The organism is Porphyromonas sp. COT-290 OH860 (assembly GCF_000768935.1).
Taxonomy (GTDB): Bacteria; Bacteroidota; Bacteroidia; order Bacteroidales; family Porphyromonadaceae; genus Porphyromonas.
This window is the reverse complement of sequence record NZ_JRAR01000019.1, coordinates 46,257-63,982: the sequence shown is the minus strand read 5'-3', so window position 1 is coordinate 63,982 and position 17,726 is coordinate 46,257. Positions and strand designations below refer to the sequence as shown.

The window sequence follows — 17,726 nt, the reverse complement described above, 5'->3', positions numbered from 1 at the left end:
CCTCCTTTCTGGAGACCTTTAGGTTAGACTGGTTAAGGGATTCTTTGTAGATGGTTGGGTTGGTTCTAGACCACTACACTTCTTGTCAATATCTTATCTCACCTCATCGAAGCTCGGTCTAGTAATAGATCGAGCTTTTTTGTGTTAATATGAATGCGCAAAATGGAAGAAGCTAAGACAGAGGCTCACGACAAGCTCCGTGCGGACCCAATGTCGCAAGTAACTTGAGCAGTTTACGTGTTATGACACATCGCCTTTTGGTTTTGTGTGTTATCCCATATAGTACTACTCGATGCAGCGATACTTCTAGTTCAGATTCATCTAATAATAAGTCTTTTGCCCTCTTTTTTGATCCTAAAAATGGGATATTCTCTTGTCGGATTAGGGTTTTTTGATTAATTTTGTGTGAATTTGCAATAAAGTATTTATATAGTAAGATAAAACTAAAATGAAAAAGATCTTCTCTATTTTGGCACTTGCAGGTGCTGTGACTCTTTCGGCTCAAGCTCAGGAAGAGAAGGATAGTAAATGGACGCTCAAAAATGTAGGTGGCATCAATCTTGCCCAGACCTCTCTGACTAACTGGGCAGCTGGGGGTGAGAACTCTGTGGCTTGGAATGTGTACTTTAATGGCTCTGCCAACTATAAAAGCGATCGCTGGAGCTGGGACAACGGTATCGTTGCAGACTTCGGTAAGACCTATACTTCTAGCAATAAGTGGCAGAAGAGCCTCGATAAGCTGAACCTCAATACCAAGGTGGGTTATGGTATTAGTAAGCATTGGAACATGTCGTTCTTGGCAGATTTCCTTACGCAGTTTGCAGAGGGGCACAAGAATGCTGCCGCTGCGCTCAACAATGAGGCGCCAATCTCTAAATTTATGGCACCGGGTTACCTTACTACTGCGCTTGGTTTCGACTATAAGCCAAACTCCAACTTTTCTATGCTGATGTCACCTATGACTGGCAAGCTCACCTTCGTGACGGATAAGGCCCTCTCCGATGCAGGTGCCTATGGCGTGCAGAAGGGTAAGAATGTGTTGGCCGAAGTCGGAGCTTCGCTTGTGGCTAACTACAATCAAAACATTACGTCAAACATCAACCTCATCAGTAAGCTAACCCTCTTTACTGCCTACAACAATAACTTCGGCAACATCGATGTAAACTGGGACGTGATGGTGTCCTTCAAGATCAACAAGTATCTGGCTGCCAACTTCTCAACTAACCTCGTGTACGACGACGACATAAAAACTATTGATGAAAAGACCAAGATGCCTCATGGAGCCAAGGTCCAGCTTCGTCAGGTGCTGGGCTTAGGTGTCACTTACAGTTTGTAGGCGATAGCTTCTCCCTCTCAGCATGTAAAAAAAGCCCCTCAAAGGATAAGGTCCTTTGGGGGCTTTTTGTGTGTAGATTTTGTTTAGGCCGTTTTTAGTCCCTCAGAGCGCGTAGCACAAAGCCGATGTGGCGTAGTAACGTAGGGAGTAGGCCATAGTGGCGGCGCATCACATCGAAGCGCTCTAGTAGAGAGGCTCTGTGGTTGGCAGTAGTAGTTCCCTCATTGAGGTAGAGTGAGAGAGGACTGTCAATGCGCTTATAGAGTTTGGCCTTCTTCATTAGGCGAATGCACCAATCGACATCAGCAGAGAACCGATAGCGTAGATCATAGCTTGGAGCCAGCTCTCGTTTAGCAATAAAAGACTGGTGACAGACTAGCATACCCCTACGGAAGCTCCGCCAATTAAGCTCCTTAGGTGGGCGTAAACGTCTAGGCCCAATAATCCGATCCTCGGCATCAATGAGCCAAGTATCACCATAGATCACATCAGGCCAAGTGTGGTACTCGCCACAGGCTTCGGCTACCAGTAGCTCTACTACTTTGTTGTGGGGGAGTGCATCTCCAGCGTTGAGAAACCAAACATAGTCCCCAGTGGCATATTTTATCCCCTTATTCATTGCATCATAGATCCCCTTGTCAGGTGCGCTATAGATATGTGCTGTCGGCATATATGTGTGCACAAGCTCTAGGGTGCTATCGGTAGAGGCGCCATCAACTACGATATATTCGATAGCTGGATAGTTCTGCTGGGCGACTGAGCGTAGGGTACGCTCTATGCTCTTCGCCGCATTGTAGCAAACGGTAATAATGGATATAGTAGGCGCCGTATGTGTGTTCATAGGTTTACTCCCAGTCTTCGTCCCAGTCGAATAGATCCAAGCCTGAGGGGAGGTCTTGGCTGAACTGATCCAGATCTCGACGCTCTTTTTTTGTCGGGCGTCCCAGCCCTTTGGCTCTATCAACGAACCCAGAGATACGCTGTAGCTCTAGGATCTCGTACTGCTCTCGTGGGGTGATATTTTCCATGTATTCGGGTACAAACTTGGCACCTACTCGATTATTGAGCAATGCTAGCACACGAAATGAATACTCAATAGGAGGTTTGCGTACCGAAACGATATCGCCAACTTTAACGCTTCTGGCGGCCTTGGCAGCCGATCCATTGATGCTTACTCGGTTTTTCTTGCATGCATCAGTGGCAATGGAGCGTGTCTTGAAGATACGTACAGCCCACAGCCATTTATCTACTCTTACTTCTGACATAATAATTACGATCGAGCTTGACCGACTACTTCAGACGAAAGAAATAGTTGAAGGTAAAGCCAAAAATCATTTCCGCCGACTGCCCATAGTCGTCTTTGCGTTGATTAGGCCAGATATCTCCAAAGCCATATGTAAATCGCCCTTCTAGCTCAAGACGATTATGGGTGCCGAGTATTACACTTAGCCCCGGCCCTCCGCCAAGCCCCCAGAAAAGCTTGTTCTCTACTCGGCGTTGGTAGCTGGTATTACCGACAGCTTCGGTCTGTTGGGTATCTTCATCGAGGTTGTACCCAACGATAGGTCCAGCATTGACGAAGATGCGTGCTGGGCCATTGCCGAGGTACAGCTGAGCAAGTAGAGGCACCTCTATATAGGTCAGATTACGTTGGTAGGCCTTATTTGCATCATCGAAGCGTACCTTCCACCCCGTGCGCATATAATTGACCTCGAGCTGGGCTGATGCTCCACGATCCACCTCGAAGCGAAGGGCTATCCCACCACGCTGACCGAAATGAGTATGCTGTCTGATAGAGGGGACGAATAGAAAGCGGCTAAACTGCACACCTCCTTTAGCTCCGATCCACCAAGACTGGCGAAAAGTTTTTTTTTGCTGCCCGAGAAGAACCGAACATAAGGTCAGGCCTAGTGCTAGGGTGTAGAGATGCTTCCTCATAGTGAGATGCGCTGGATAGACCCATCTTGAGCATAGGTCACAAAGTAAAATTTCATATTGCCAAAACCATTGGCCTCCACCATACGATCTAGTTCGATATCCAACTGTAAACCATCGGAAGGTAGTAGGTGCGAGTGCGTGGTAAGCTCCAAGCCTAGAGAAGCGTACCCACGGATAAAGTAGCGGGCCATATCGTAGCCCAGTACACTAAATTTGGGGTAGTTGTTACCCGTCTTCTTGTTGAACCAAGCTCTATACTTGGTCAAGAACAGCTTGCCATCGGGCGATTCAGGATTGAAGAAAAAGCTACTATATATAGTGGCATTGTACTTACGAGCCTTTGAGAGGAAGTCTGTTCCATAGCTTTGCCACTGCGGATAGCCGAAAATCGTACAATTATTGTGGCTAATGGCAGAGAAGAGCTTTAGTCCAAGATCTCGACTACTTGATACGGGTACAACGACAGAGCGTGCTGGGAGGTCATTGACAGTGGTCTGTCGATCAAGATCAATATAGCGGACGTCGCTCCCAGATTGCTTTAGTGATTTTTTAAGTTCGTCGGCGAATGGCTCTTCTCTGTCTTGGTTGCGACCAGCTAAGTAGATCTTATAACCATTGTATTTGTCTAGGAACTTGGGGATCGCACGTGCGACGACTTCTCGGGCAGGCTGATTGATACGGATGAAGTTGCTAGCCTTCAGATTGCTGTACTCTTGAGAGCTGAAGGGAATTACATACAAGCCCTCTGATGGCATCTTACTAGCGATAAGTTGGATCTGATCGTCCGATATGCCACCGATGACTAGGTCATGCCCGTAGAGAATGCCCGACGAAACGTGATGTTTTAGTGTGTTCAGGTCGGGGATATCAAGTGCAGTTAGGTTAATGGATATTCCATCTTTTTTTAGGTCGTTCATGCCCATTAGGAAGCCTTCGTAGAACTCTACATGTCTAGGCATACCCCTGAAGGGGAGCATCAGCAGAACTTTGATTGCCTCTCGTTTGGCTTTGTGTTCCTCTCTCTCTTCGTGACTCAGACTATCGGTAGTATGTGTTGTGGTAGAGGCAGGAATGCGTAGCTCTACTCCGATGGGGAAATGGCTTGCACTGATGCCGGGATTGGCACGTAAGAGCGCTTCTTCGCTGATGTCGTACATGCGACAGATTCTGTAAACCGTTTCTCCTGCTTCTATGTGATGTGTGCGTGTCTGTTGGGAAGCTATCTCCAGACTATCTAGCGTCGAGAGCACCATTAGTTTGTCGCCGTCTTTGATTTTATCCTTAGCCCATGGATTGAGCTCGTAGACTTTCTCTACGGATGTCCCATATCTCTGTGCTATGCTGTACACAGTTTCGGACTTGCGCACAATATGCTCCACAAGCCGACCCTTATTGGTTTGCCCTAGTCCTGCTTGAGAGATGCTCCAGCAGAGGATAAGCAGGAGCGTTACCTTGAGTTTAATACCCTTGATATTCATTCGGAGAGTCTAGAAGTTATTATCTTACAAATGCACAAATTTACACAAAAACACCATACTCTTCTTATTGCTTAGGTGGCACAATACTCTTGTGCAGGGCTATTAGAGCCTCAGGCCCCATATTGAAAAGCAGATCTAGTATGCTTGCATTAGGCACGAAGCCATGCCTTAGGGCAAAGGGTTGGTAGTAGGGGGGAGCTACGAAAGTAGGATCTGCCTCAGTGTGTTTCGGGCGAATACGATAGCGCCAATCATCCGGGCTGTCTGTTGGTGCTATATAGTCACTTGTTTCTCTCAAACAAATGTCCAAATCAATCATAGAGGCTATTAGCTCGATCATAGATAGATTTAAATCCCATAGATGCACCCATTGGCGCTTTAGCTCTGCCTCTATGTCGTCCCAGTAGTATTCGAAGAAAGGACTGGGACCGTATGCTGTGCGTATGGCCTGTATGTGGGATCTCTGCCAACTACCATGACTAGAGAGCCTCAGCTCTCGAATCGTTTGTTTACGACCTGTACCGTGCTCAACTGGTATGGAGAGCATCTGAGCTCCTCGGGCTTCGACGATGAGGCAGCGACTGCGGTAGGTTTGTTTGACGAAGCTCTCGTATGCCTCTAGATATACCGGCCCTCCGGAGGCAGCGTATAGCTTGCTGAAATATTGTATGGGAGGGAAATATGCAGTAGAGAGAAGTGTCATCAGAATTGATAATAGACTACGTGAAGTGTAGCTAGATATTAGAGGTGGAAGAGTACAACAGCCTCTATTTGCTCGGCAGAAATGATTCCGATGTGTCTAGAGTCTGGGGTTTGGTTTAGGTTGTCCAAAAGAAGCCAATAATAGTCGTGCGCAAAACCGAAACTCTTGAGCTCCGCTCCTTGTATGTACAGACGCCCTTGCCTCCAAGTGAGTTCGGTCTTTACATTATCTCGCTTCATCTCCTGCTCTATAGCTTGTCGAAAGGCAACCGATTGTAGCGGGTCTAGTGCCGTACGTTCGCCTGCACGAGGTAGGCGCAGGCTATAGGTAGTTGTGTCACTCGCGTTTGGATATGAGTGAATTACCTCGCCAGAGCGAAAGAGCTTCCCTGAGCGATAGGTAATGCTATCCCCCGGTAAGGCGACTATGCGAGCTACGGAGAGTTTTCCTCCACCGTGCGATTTGGGTAGCCTAAAAAGAACAATATCTCCTCGTCTAGGGGATAAGAACTTAATGCCAAAAGCATAGCTGCCAGAGGTAATAGTCGGCGCCATGGTCTCACCATTTATTCGTATAATAGATAAAATCACAAAGCGAAGAATAAGTACTACTACTAGTGTTAGTAGTGGCCATGCTCCGTAGCGGAGCCAACTTCGTTTTGCGATCTGATTCATACGGAAACCAAGTTAAAGTCTATTCTCCTGTAATGATGGAGAATAGTCTACTCCAGCGGATGCGACCAGAGAACCAACTCTGTTCGTCGTTAAGCGACATCCAAATAAAAGCCGGTTTGCCCACGATATGGTCCTCGGGGACGAAGCCCCAAGCACGGCTATCGGCAGAGTTGTGTCTGTTGTCACCCAGCATGAAGTAGTAATCTTGGCTAAACGTGTAGTGCGTAGCTGGTTGTCCGTTGATAAGAGCCGTACCATCGGCTTGCACCTCTAGTCGATGTCCTTCGTAAGCATGGATACAGCGAGCATAGGTTTTGAGATTGTCTGGAGTTAGTTCTACTCTGAGTCCTGCACGTGGTATCATAAGAGGGCCATAGTTATCTCTATTCCACCCTTTATTTAGGTCAAGAGGGTAGACGAAATCTCCCTCCATTTGGGGTAATTGCTCCACGATGATTGCCTTGACATACGGTTCAGAGCCAAGCTTCTGCTTCATCTCTTGCGTTAGTGGAATGTGATAGACACGTCCATAGATATGGCTATCGTCTATTGGTTTGAGGCCCGTTTGTGCTGCGATGACACTGTCGGTAGCTGAGTTGTCTGAGGCAATGGGTATCTCGCTTACATCTCTATAGTTGATTTCGAGAGCATCAAGGATCTCTTTGCCAATGACTGTTCCATTAGTCTGTACAAGGTAGTTGAGCTGTAGGTACTTGGGATTTACGAGGGCTTTGCCGTTGATGTATACCTGATTGTTTATAATCTGAATCGTTTCTCCCGGCATTCCTATGCAACGCTTTACATAGTGGTCGCGCCGGTCTATAGGGCGGTAGACAACTTCGCCAAACTCCTTAGGATTATTGTGAATAGCCTCTCTACCATAGATCTTGCATAAGCTGTAATAGTCTGGGTTAGGCATACGCAGAGCGACAGTATCGCCTGCAGGGAAATTGAAGACTACCAAGTCGTTTCGTTCCACTTTGCCTAGTCCTCGGAGCCTGTGGTAGCCTAGTGTAGGGGTCTCGCTGTAGGACTTGTGCCCGAAAATTTCATTATGAACTAGGGGGAAAGCTAGAGGTGTCATTGGCATACGAGGGCCATAGCTCAGCTTATTGACCCATAGATAATCCCCAATAAGCATTGTTTTCTCTAGAGAAGAGGAGGGGATGCCAAAGTTCTGGAAGAAGAACGTGGTCAAGAAAGTTACCCCGATGACAGCGAAAAGGATGTCATCCATAAGCTTACAAACAGAGCGAACGATGGGGTATGGGCTATTGCGATACCAGCCCCAGTTGATGAACTTGGTGAAATAGTTATCAATAATTAGAGGCAGAAGAACAAGCCAACCCCACCCTGCCCAAAAACAGAATAGGATGTAGGCTACGACAATAATAGCGCCCACAATATATCTACGCATACGTTTACTCGAACTCTCGGCTGGGTCAATATATCTTTTCATCAAAACTTAGTTCAAAATAAAAGGGTTAGGTATTTTGCTTATTGTCTTGCGTCGTGCTAGAGCAGAGGTAGTCCATTACGTCTTGCATGCGATGTGCTCCATAATGTGTGCTGGCATACTCAGCCGCGACAACGGCGCCTAACGCAAAGCCTTCTCGGCTAAAGGCCTCGTGTTCTAGAGTGATTTTATCAACAGAAGAGGTATAAACTAGGCGGTGTATCCCTGCGACTTCTCCTTTTCGGACTGACTTGATCGGTAGAATTCCCTCCTTAGCCTCATCTTCCCCATAGAAGGGTGACCAACTAGATAAGTCTGCTCGTTCGGATAAAACGGTTTCAGCCAATGTAATAGCAGTACCGCTGGGAGCATCAAGTTTTTGGTTATGATGTATTTCCTCGATAGAGAGGCGGTAGCCAGAGATAGACTGCATTAGACGAGCCGCTTGCCTATTTAGTTCCCAAAACAGATTGACGCCCAAACTGAAGTTGGAGGACCACAAGAAACTCATCGTCTTGTTGCGTGAACATAGCTCTTGCAGCTGAGCAACACCGTCAGTCCAAGCTGTGGTGCCAGATACGACGGCTACTCCTCTCTTCAGAGCTCTGTGGCAGTTGGTGTATGCTGCCTCGGGCGTGGTAAACTCAATGGCTACATCAGCCTCGGCTATTCGTTCATTGTCCAGAATATTTGTATTAGCCTTGTCTATACGTAGGACAATCTCGTGGCCACGTTCACGAGCAACCCGCTCTACCATTTGCCCCATACGGCCATAGCCAATGAGGCAAATCTTCAATGATTTCATATTTTGATTATTTCAAACTAACTGAAAGGTCGCAATTAAACGACCATCTGCTAAGGCAAAGGTACTTAATCATCGCTACTTGAGAAAGAGTGTACACTATAATGTCTAGAGAAATCCTGCTCAGAGAGCCTACCTTCAAGTTTACTCATGTGTCAAACTAGATAACGAAGAAGGTACTGTGACTGAATAAAAATCCAGACATAGCACCTTCCTTCTCTCTTGGGTGAATTTCAGAGAGGGCTAAATACTTTTCTCCCGAAGTTAAGGTTGTTTCATGCCTCTACGCTTAGCGAACAGTCTATATCCCCAGATGAATAGGGCGATCCCTAGGGTTGCTTGTAGTACGAATAGCCAAGGTTCGAGAGCTTCGCTTGGTTCGTAGCCCTCAAATAGAGGCATAGGCATATAGTCTGGCGCAAGAGACTCAACCATTGCTCCTGCACGATCGTCTGAACCCTCTCCGAAATCAATATAGGCGCTGAGTATAGGTGCTGTAAGGCAGATGAGAGCACCAAGGCTGAGTAGGAACTCGCGTATGCCGAAGACTGGCTTGGACGAGGTTGTGATACTTGACGTCGTAGAGCTACCGGTGCGTTCGAGTAAGCGAATGACGGCGAGTGTCATGCCCCCTTCAAGTAGGGATAGTGGCATTTGTGTGACAGCGAAGATGGACATAAACTTCGTAAATGCTGCCCATATTCCTTCTTGGGCATCTGGGAAAACAATAGCTAGCTGTAAGGAGGTGGTTACATAGGTAGCCATACTGCCGATGAAGGCAGCAAGGAAAATTCCGATGGACTTGCCCAAGTTTAAACGACGGCACAATGTATAGATTGCGTAGGCTACCAATGGCCCAGCAATTGCTAGCGAGAAGACATTAGCCCCGAGTGTACTGATGCCGCCATGGGCCAGTAGTAACGCCTGGAAGAGTAGTACAATCACCCCGATCAAAGGCATAGACATAGGGCCAGAGGTGAGTGTGCCGAGGGTAGTTCCCGTTAGGTGAGAGCTTGAACCAGTCACCGAGGGGAGCTTGAGCGCAGATAGGATGAAGACGAAAGCCGTGTTGAGAGCAAGCGTGATGCGTTCCTTGGGCGAAGACTTGAGCTTGCGACTGATAGTACGATAGCTTAAGATCACGAATGGAAGCGACACTAAGTACCAGAAGATACACCAGCCTAGAGGTAGGTATCCTTCCATGATATGCATCGCATGGCTTGGGCTAATGGTTAGCGTCAGTACGAGTACAATTAGATATAGTTTACGTAGCATAGCGGTTTCGTTATTGAGTTTGATTGCTTAGTTGATGCCTATCTCTCGCCTCGGCTCTCAGCAGGTGGTTTACCCAGATTTGGCAAATCTCATCATAGTCGCCAAGTCCGTGCATATGGCTATTTTCTTCTTCTGCGCAGAACCCCTCGTGTAGCAGACGGCTACGCCAGCTCTGCTCTTCCAGAGGCTCGTCTTCCTCCCATTCACCTACCATGTCATTGAGCGCATGGTCGCCAGCCACAGACATCAGAGGTAAGAAGTTGATAGTCGCAGGTGGCGGGCAATGTTGGTGTAGGTGCTCCGATACATGCTCGTACAGCATGGATTCGTAGTCCACAGTCCCAATCACGATTTTGGGGTCAAGTGATTGCAGATAGGCGTTGAGCTCTTTGTACTTACTATTGGCTATGGGGAATTTATCCGTGTGGTTGCCATGCCCCATAAGTACTAATCCCTCTCCTTTGCTTAGCCGATTGGCAAAAGCTGTATATAGAACGTCCCCTACCGATCTGATATCCTCATTGTCGTATAGGAGAGGCTCCCCAACTACCACAGATATATCTGGGTACTTAGCCGAAAAAGGAGGAAGGTACCGATCATATATAAATGAATACTCTAGCCCGGGAATGATGTGCAGACTCTGGATACTGACGTGCTTGTATCCTGCTGCTCCGATGGCATAAAGCCATTTGTCGGCAGGGTAATATTGCTCGCCGCTCTTCTGGAACCAGCGTTTCATACACATACCAGAAGTAAAGGCCATAAAAATATCTCGATGGGGGAAGGCATCGGCAAAATACTTGCGGATACGGGCGAAGGTACGATGTGGCCCGGGGTATGTGCTCCCAAAGGTTACTAGTAAGAGGGCTTCGTTAGACGATCGGGTAAGCTCCGAGGGAGATAAAACTTTTGCGTGAAGATCCATTTAGTTATGTTTTGATTCCTTGGCAAATATAGTAAACAGTTTGTTAAGGTGAGCTTTTACCTAAGTCCGTTGAGATATGCGGACGTGGGCATTGATTTCTTACCTGCCGGCTGTAGCTGTGTGATGCGTAGCACACCCTCTCCACAGACAACGTCTAGGTGTTTCTTACCTATGATTACGACTTCTCCCACTGCTTTGCCTAGATGATCAGCTGTAGGCTCAATTACCTCACAGGCGTGTAGCTTGTAAGTTATGGCCTCGTCAAGTAGCGGGAGCCGAAGCTCAGTCCATGCACAGGGGTAGGGGTAAAGACCTCTTACGAAGTTATAGAGCTCTCGTGCTGGTTGCTTCCAATTTACTTTAGTATTCTCTTTGGTGAGTTTAGGTGCCTCTGTTGGGGGCTCGTCCATAGTTTTCTGAGCTGTCACACTGGGTTCTGTTTCAAGGAATAGGTCTACAGTCTTGAGTAGAGTCTTGGCTCCAAGGTACATCATGCGGTCGTGTACTTGTCCTGTGGTTTCATCGGGTGCGATGGGCATGCGTGTCTGTAAGATGATATCCCCCGTGTCCAGCTCATGCTTGAGTCTAAAGGTTGTGACCCCTGTCTGTGTATCACCGTTGATGACAGCCCAATGTATGGGGGCTGCGCCTCGATAGCGAGGGAGTAGTGAGCCGTGCAGGTTGATAGTGCCTAAGCGTGGTAGGCTCCATACGATTTCTGGAAGCATACGGAAGGCTACGACTATTCCTAGATCAGGAGCAATCTCTCGTAGTCTATTGACAAAGATCTCGTCCTTGAGCTTCACTGGTTGTAGGACCTCGATCCCTACGCTCTGTGCGTAACGTTTGATATTGCTCTCTTGCAACTTCATGCCTCGGCCTGCCGGTTTATCTGGCATGGTGACGACAGCCCTAACATTGTATCCTCCCTCGACCAGTGCCTGCAATGATGGTAGGGCAAAGTCTGCAGTCGCCATATAGACGAGCTTAAAGTCTGTCTTGTTCATCTGTGCTATAAGTGATGTATTGCGGTTGGCTATGAATAGTAGATGCAAAGTTAGAGATTTGTCTGCTGAATCTCTACTATCTACGCAATAAAGGAAAGGGGGCGTGTCATTTTTCAGACACACCCCCTCGCTTTGTCGGGATGACTGGATTCGAACCAGCGACCACACGCCCCCCAGACGTGTACTCTAACCGGGCTGAGCTACATCCCGCTCAATTGCATTGCAAAAGTAGAATAAATTTGTCTAATTGCCAAAACTCTCTCGATAAAAATCCAGTGCGTCTTTGATAATATCTGGGTCAGAGAGGTTAAGTGTAATAGGTTCTCCTACTCTCCTAAGTCCAATAGCCACGATTTCGTCTTGGCGATTCTTTTTGTCGCTACGCATTAGGCGGATGATCTCTGGGTAGTCCTTACATGTGTAGTGGAAGGGGGAATATAGCTCTCTGCAAAGCGTATGTAGCTGTCTAAGAATATCTCTATCTGCACCTGCCTGCACAACTCCAGCATAGATCTCAACAATCATACCCACGATGATGGCTTCTCCGTGCAGGAGGGTGCGGTGTTTGTCCGAGCTGTGGCTGAGTGCCTCTAGGGCATGGCCTACTGTATGGCCTAGATTGAGTACACGGCGTAGGTCCTGCTCGGTTGGGTCAGCCTCGACGATACGTTTCTTGTAGGCTACTGCCTGCTCGATTAGCCTAATCCAACCCTCTATCTCGATGTGTTGAGGGTCTTGGATTCGCAGAATTTCTCGCCAAAACTCTTTGCTATCCAGTAGAGCTGTTTTAATTAACTCGGCATACCCAGAATACAGTTCATCTAGGGGCAGAGTGTCTAGGAAAGCAATATCAAGGAATACGGCTTCGGGTTCGTGGAAAGCTCCAACAAGGTTTTTGATTCCTCCGAAGTCAATGGCTGTCTTGCCCCCTACTGAGGCATCAACCATACCTAGTAGGGTGGTTGGGATATTTACCGTACGGATACCTCGCATATAGGTGGCGGCTGCGAAGCCCCCCATATCTGTGAGTGTCCCCCCTCCCACGATGACTAGTACCGATCGTCTAGATGCTCTCGAGTGCATCAGCCATTGCCATATGAGCTGCACGCTGTCGATGTGCTTATTCGCCTCTCCAGAGGCTAGGCTGAGGTGTCTTTCTGTGGTTGTGAGTTCTTTTAGGGGGGCTAGAGCCTCTCCATGCAGATTATCTACTTGCGCATCAATGAGTAGGTAGATGCTGTCACAGGCCATAGATTGCAGATGTGGGACGATTCTATTCTCGACTATGTTATGACCAATAACCATATTTCCTTATCGACTTTATTTGTGCTGCTGGCGTCTTGTTCAGTTTAGATGGCGAGGTGCCGAGTATTGACAGAGGCGAAGACCGATGAAGATCTTCGCCTCCTATACTATAGCTCTAGTGAGTTATTACTTGCTCTTGGTTACGATGTCGTAGGTGTCCTTTGCGATCATGTATTCCTCGTCAGTTGGGATAACTACCACCTTGACTCTGCTATCTGGGCTGCTGATCACACCGGCTTTGCCACGTGCAAGCGAATGATTGAGCGATTCGTCTATCTTCACACCCATATATTCTAGTCCAGCGCAAGCATCTGTACGTAGCTCTGAGCGATTCTCTCCAACACCTGCGGTGAAAACTAAAATGTCTAGACCTCCTAGTGCTGCCGCATAGGCTCCGATATATTTCTTTACTCTGTAGCCGAGCATATCGGCTGCGAGTTTAGCATGCTCGTTACCCTTCTCTGCTGCGCTATCGATGTCACGCATATCCGAGCTGCCGATGCAAGCGATGCCGTATAGTCCGCTACGCTTGTTGAGCAGGAAGCTTACATCTTCGGGCTTCAGACTAGTGCGTGTGTCACGCTCGGCTTTGTCTTGGATATACTCTTGGATCTCGGCATTGTCGAAGTCCTGCTTGCTCAAAAGGAACTCAATGACCCCTGAGTCTATATCGCCAGCACGAGTCCCCATGACTAGTCCTTCGGCTGGAGTCATACCCATAGAGGTGTCAATACATTTGCCACAGTCGATAGCAGATATAGAGGCGCCGCTACCCACGTGTGCTGTAACGATTTTGACCTCATCGTATTTGACGCCAAGCATCTTGGCTGCCTCATGGCTCACGTAGTCGTGGCTAGTGCCATGGAAGCCGTAGCGACGCAGACCGTACTTCTCATATAGGGCGTAGGGTAGTGCGTACATGTAGGCGTGCTTAGGCATCGTTTGGTGGAATGCCGTATCGAATACCCCCACATGAGGTACCTGACCGAGCACAGCTTTGGCAGCTCCTATACCCATGATGTTGGCAGGATTGTGTAGAGGGGCTAGAGGAATGTTCTCTCTGAGGGTCTCTACGACAGTTTCGTCAATCAGTACACTAGAGGCAATGCGCTCGCCCCCGTGAACCAACCGATGACCAACAGCCTCAATCTCGCTGAGAGAAGCAATGTGTCCAACCTCTGGGCGTGTTAGGACATCTAGAATGATTTCTACGCCTCTAGTATGGTCGGGAATGTAAACGCTCTCGACAATCTTTTTGCCAGCGGGGGTAGTAAACTTGATAAAAGACTCGGCGGTGCCTACACGCTCCTCGATACCAGAGGTGATGACACGATACTCTGGTAGCTCGATCAAGGAGTATTTGAGTGATGAGCTACCACAGTTTAGAACTAGTATTTTCATAACGAATGTAATGTCTATCGGTTTGCAGTGAGCCAGAAGATCGGTTTAGTGCTTCATCGCAATGGCCTGATTGGCTGTAATGGCAGCCATCTTATATATATCGTCTACCGAGCAGCCGCGGCTGAGGTCATTGACTGGGGCTGCCATACCCTGCAGGATAGGACCTACGGCCTCTGCACCGCCAAGGCGTTGTACGAGCTTGTAGGAGATGTTGCCTACTTCCAGAGTAGGGAATACCAACACATTTGCTTGACCTGCTACAGTGCTGTCTGGAGCCTTGAGGGCAGCAACCTTGGCTACGAGTGCAGCATCGGCTTGTAGCTCCCCATCGATCTGTAGATCGGGAGCCATCTCCTTGGCAAGGCGTGTAGCCTCCACGACTTTGTCCACCATCTCGTGCTTGGCACTGCCCTTGGTTGAGAAGCTAAGCATAGCCACACGTGGCTCCACACCTGCAATAGCATGCGCAGATTGAGCCGAGGCAACGGCGATCTGAGCTAGCTCTGGAGCTGTGGGGTTGGGCATTACTGCGCAGTCTGCGAAAAGCATTAGGCCATTGTGCCCGTACTCCTCCGTTGGTAGGAACATCAAGAACACACCACTGACGCAGCTCATACCGGGCATAGTCTTAACAATCTGTAGTGCAGGGCGTAGGACATCGCCAGTGGCATTGATTGCTCCTGCGAGCTCACCGTCTGCATCTCCAGCTTTGATCATCAAGCACCCAAGATATAGAGGATCCTCGACAAGGATCGACGCCTGCTCCTCTGTCATGCCCTTGCTTTTGCGTAGCTCCATAAGTAGGTTGATGTACTCTTGCTTCTTCTCATGGTTTTTGGGGTCGAGCAGGTTTGCCTTGCCGATGTGCTTTAGTCCTAGGTCGTGTGCTCTAGCACGTATTGAGTAGGGGTCCCCGATGAGAGTTAGCTTCACTACACCATCTCTGAGCAGCCTATCTGCTGCCTTGAGTGTACGCTCCTCTGTCCCTTCTGGGAATACGATGTGCTGGGGATTAGCCTTCGCACGGTCGATAATGTCTTGAATTAGATCCATAGCGATGTCTCTATATTTTTAGTAATTGATGTTGTATGCTACAAAGTTAATAAATCAGACCGGACTTTTGGCCGTTTGCGTACCCCAACTTGCTTTATCAAGGCTGCGGTACTGGATCGCCTCACCGATATCTGACTGATCTATCAGTTCTTTTCCTGCTAGATCGGCAATTGTGCGTGCTACCTTGAGGATACGGTCGTAGGCTCTTGCCGATAAGTTTAGGCGCTCCATGGCGACTTTGAGCCGTGCGAGCCCCGCTTTGTCGGGTTTGGCATAGAGCTGCATCAACTTGGGTGTCATTTGAGCGTTACAGTGTACCTCGGGGCACTGTGCAAAGCGCTGATTTTGGATTTCCCTAGCTCGAATAACCCTCTGGCAAATCTCGTGACTACTCTCACCCATAGTTTGATCCGAGAGCTTCTCAAAGGGAACCGGAAAGATCTCGACTTGGATATCTACTCGGTCTAGCAGCGGACCTGATACACGCCCTAGGTACTTCTGTACCTGCTGTGGGGTACACTCACAAGCTCTAGTTGGGTGGTTGTAGTAGCCGCATGGGCAGGGATTCATAGCAGCGATAAGCATAAAACTCGCAGGGTAATCGACCGAGAAGCGAGCACGTGCTACCGTAACCATGCGCTCCTCCAAGGGTTGGCGCATTACCTCTAGCACGTTGCGGCTAAACTCTGGCAACTCGTCGAGGAATAGCACCCCATTGTGGGCTAGGCTAATCTCTCCGGGCTGAGGGTTGCTTCCGCCTCCGACTAGAGCGGCGGGCGATATGGAATGGTGTGGAGCTCGGAAGGGGCGCACCGTCATTAGCGTAATGTCCTTACCTAGTTTCCCCGCTACCGAATAGATCTTGGTCGTTTCTAACGATTCGCTTAGAGAGAAAGGAGGTAGGATGCTGGGTAGTCGTTTGGCCATCATCGACTTGCCACTACCGGGGGCACCTACCATGAGCAGGTTGTGTCCACCCGCTGCAGCAACCTCCAAGGCACGTTTGACGTTTTCTTGCCCCTTGACCTCGTTGAAATCGAATGGATAGGCTCGCTGGTTACGATAAAACTCCCCTCGTGTATCGACCTCGGTCGGCATGATGTCTTGCCGACCGCAGAGCATGGCTATGACCTCGCTTAGATTGTCTGCTCCGTAGACCTTGAGCTGATTGACCACAGCGGCCTCTTGGGCGTTGCTTTTGGGAAGTATCAACCCCTCGTAACCCTCGCTACGTGCTTGTATGGCGATAGGGAGTGCCCCTCGTATGGGTCGGAGTGAGCCATCGAGAGATAACTCGCCCATGATCATCAGGCGCTCGAGTGGCTCCGATGGTATTTGCTCATCGGCTGCCAGTATGCCTATGGCTAGAGGTAGGTCGTATGCCGAGCCTTCTTTGCGTAGGTCGGCTGGGCTCATATTGATGACGATACGTCGACCGGGATATCTGTAGCCACAGCTCTGTATGGCCGAGATGATACGATCTTGGCTCTCTTTGATAGCGGCATCTGGTAGCCCCACTAGTTGGAAATATGATCCGGGTGTACAGCTCACCTCTATGGTGACCGTACGGGCGTTGATGCTCTGCAGGGCAGCAGCGTATGTTTTGACTAGCATAGTTTGTGGTAGAGTAGGTTAAGCTGGGGGGGGGATCTATAGAGCGCTGACTTTGCCTAGGCTATCAATTAGGAATAGTTTGGGAGAGGTAGCTCGATCTATCCCATAGGCCTTGCGCATCTGTGTCACTAGGGAGAGGCTGTCCGAGTAGACAATCCCGGAAAGCGTGTCCCGCTTGATACGTGCTAGGCTGGCACTGTCCGAGAGAGAGAGCATCATATATATAAGTTGTAGGCTATCGCCCCCATATTGTTTACGTAGGCTATCTCGCTCGGCTTTGCTGTGCGTGCGCAGGTCTAGTGAGCTAAAGACTAGTACTGCATAGCGCCTCTTGATGAGCTCGGCTATGTCATGGCTCTTGCCTTTGGTATCTATACCAGAGATAGGCAACACTTCTTGCGGTGTTTGCTCTGGGGTGTAGGTTTCGGGTGCCGTAGCGCTCCATTGCCCTTGGCTGAGCTTGTAGTATTGGGCTAGTCGGTCGCCAGCATGAGCAACCACGAGGTGCATAATCCCCGTAGTGTCGGGATACAGCTCGATCGAGTCGGCTGAGTAAAAGTAGAGGCTATCCTCTCGCTCTGTATTCCTCCCCCAAAAGGAGAGGCGTGCCATTGTATCCGTTGAGTCTGCTGCTACGAGTGATAGACTTAGCCTAGGCATCTTGGGCTTGGGTTTGCAGCTAGTTGCCCATACCAAGCTACATAGGATTGGTAGTATATGTAATATCTTCATTTAGCAAGAGTGTATCTGTACCTGCGT

17 protein-coding genes and 1 tRNA gene are annotated in these 17,726 nt (G+C 48.7%); 1 reads left to right on the top strand and 17 read right to left on the bottom strand.

Annotation, left to right across the window (positions count from 1 at the left end; translation table 11 throughout):
- Nucleotides 1-448 precede the first annotated feature (448 nt).
- Entirely contained in the window at nt 449-1,336 is an 888-nt protein-coding gene (locus HQ41_RS02575; protein ID WP_044187455.1) for a DUF3078 domain-containing protein, read from the top strand.
- Nucleotides 1,337-1,430: 94 nt separating this feature from the next.
- Here the strand turns inward: HQ41_RS02575 and HQ41_RS02570 are convergent, their stop codons facing one another.
- The 17 genes from HQ41_RS02570 to HQ41_RS02490 all read right to left on the bottom strand — a co-directional run bounded on the left by HQ41_RS02570 (nt 1,431) and on the right by HQ41_RS02490 (nt 17,699).
- Entirely contained in the window at nt 1,431-2,177 is a 747-nt protein-coding gene (locus HQ41_RS02570) for a glycosyltransferase family 2 protein (RefSeq protein WP_044187453.1), read from the bottom strand.
- Nucleotides 2,178-2,181: 4 nt separating this feature from the next.
- Complete coding sequence (locus HQ41_RS02565) at nt 2,182-2,601, bottom strand: RNA-binding S4 domain-containing protein (protein WP_044187451.1); 420 nt, start codon at nt 2,599-2,601, stop codon at nt 2,182-2,184.
- A 25-nt stretch (nt 2,602-2,626) separates the two neighbouring features.
- The gene (locus tag HQ41_RS02560; RefSeq protein WP_052405246.1) at nt 2,627-3,274 is read right to left on the bottom strand and encodes a porin family protein; all 648 of its coding nucleotides are present in this window, start codon (nt 3,272-3,274) and stop codon (nt 2,627-2,629) included.
- Nucleotides 3,271-4,752, bottom strand: a complete 1,482-nt coding sequence (locus HQ41_RS02555; protein ID WP_044187448.1) for a LysM peptidoglycan-binding domain-containing protein — start codon at nt 4,750-4,752, stop codon at nt 3,271-3,273. The genes HQ41_RS02560 and HQ41_RS02555 overlap by 4 nt, the downstream gene beginning before the upstream one ends.
- A 64-nt stretch (nt 4,753-4,816) precedes the next feature.
- Nucleotides 4,817-5,455 (bottom strand): WbqC family protein, encoded by a 639-nt coding sequence (locus tag HQ41_RS02550; protein WP_044187446.1) that lies wholly within the window; start codon nt 5,453-5,455, stop codon nt 4,817-4,819.
- 38 nt (nt 5,456-5,493) lie between these two features.
- Nucleotides 5,494-6,129 (bottom strand): signal peptidase I, encoded by a 636-nt coding sequence (lepB, locus tag HQ41_RS09260; protein WP_081964731.1) that lies wholly within the window; start codon nt 6,127-6,129, stop codon nt 5,494-5,496.
- Nucleotides 6,130-6,148: 19 nt separating this feature from the next.
- Nucleotides 6,149-7,588 (bottom strand): signal peptidase I, encoded by a 1,440-nt coding sequence (gene lepB, locus HQ41_RS02540; RefSeq protein ID WP_044187443.1) that lies wholly within the window; start codon nt 7,586-7,588, stop codon nt 6,149-6,151.
- A 25-nt stretch (nt 7,589-7,613) separates the two neighbouring features.
- Entirely contained in the window at nt 7,614-8,390 is a 777-nt protein-coding gene (gene dapB, locus HQ41_RS02535) for a 4-hydroxy-tetrahydrodipicolinate reductase (RefSeq protein WP_369794213.1), read from the bottom strand.
- Between the two features lie 261 nt (nt 8,391-8,651).
- Entirely contained in the window at nt 8,652-9,662 is a 1,011-nt protein-coding gene (locus HQ41_RS02530) for an energy-coupling factor ABC transporter permease (protein ID WP_081964730.1), read from the bottom strand.
- A 10-nt stretch (nt 9,663-9,672) separates the two neighbouring features.
- On the bottom strand, nt 9,673-10,587 hold the full coding sequence (locus HQ41_RS02525; RefSeq protein WP_044187440.1) for a sirohydrochlorin cobaltochelatase: 915 nt from the start codon (nt 10,585-10,587) through the stop codon (nt 9,673-9,675).
- Nucleotides 10,588-10,643: 56 nt separating this feature from the next.
- Nucleotides 10,644-11,594 (bottom strand): methionyl-tRNA formyltransferase, encoded by a 951-nt coding sequence (fmt, locus tag HQ41_RS02520; protein ID WP_044187472.1) that lies wholly within the window; start codon nt 11,592-11,594, stop codon nt 10,644-10,646.
- A 135-nt stretch (nt 11,595-11,729) separates the two neighbouring features.
- Nucleotides 11,730-11,804: transfer RNA gene (locus tag HQ41_RS02515), tRNA-Pro, on the bottom strand.
- 33 nt (nt 11,805-11,837) lie between these two features.
- Nucleotides 11,838-12,899 (bottom strand): 3-dehydroquinate synthase, encoded by a 1,062-nt coding sequence (gene aroB / locus HQ41_RS02510; RefSeq protein WP_044187438.1) that lies wholly within the window; start codon nt 12,897-12,899, stop codon nt 11,838-11,840.
- Between the two features lie 126 nt (nt 12,900-13,025).
- A complete protein-coding gene (locus tag HQ41_RS02505) occupies nt 13,026-14,300 on the bottom strand; it encodes an acetate kinase (protein WP_044187436.1) in 1,275 nt (424 codons plus the stop codon).
- A gap of 45 nt (nt 14,301-14,345) precedes the next feature.
- Complete coding sequence (gene pta, locus HQ41_RS02500; RefSeq protein ID WP_044187434.1) at nt 14,346-15,353, bottom strand: phosphate acetyltransferase; 1,008 nt, start codon at nt 15,351-15,353, stop codon at nt 14,346-14,348.
- A gap of 54 nt (nt 15,354-15,407) precedes the next feature.
- Nucleotides 15,408-16,967 (bottom strand): YifB family Mg chelatase-like AAA ATPase, encoded by a 1,560-nt coding sequence (locus tag HQ41_RS02495; RefSeq protein WP_044187433.1) that lies wholly within the window; start codon nt 16,965-16,967, stop codon nt 15,408-15,410.
- A 36-nt stretch (nt 16,968-17,003) separates the two neighbouring features.
- Complete coding sequence (locus HQ41_RS02490; RefSeq protein ID WP_044233083.1) at nt 17,004-17,699, bottom strand: hypothetical protein; 696 nt, start codon at nt 17,697-17,699, stop codon at nt 17,004-17,006.
- Nucleotides 17,700-17,726 lie beyond the last annotated feature (27 nt).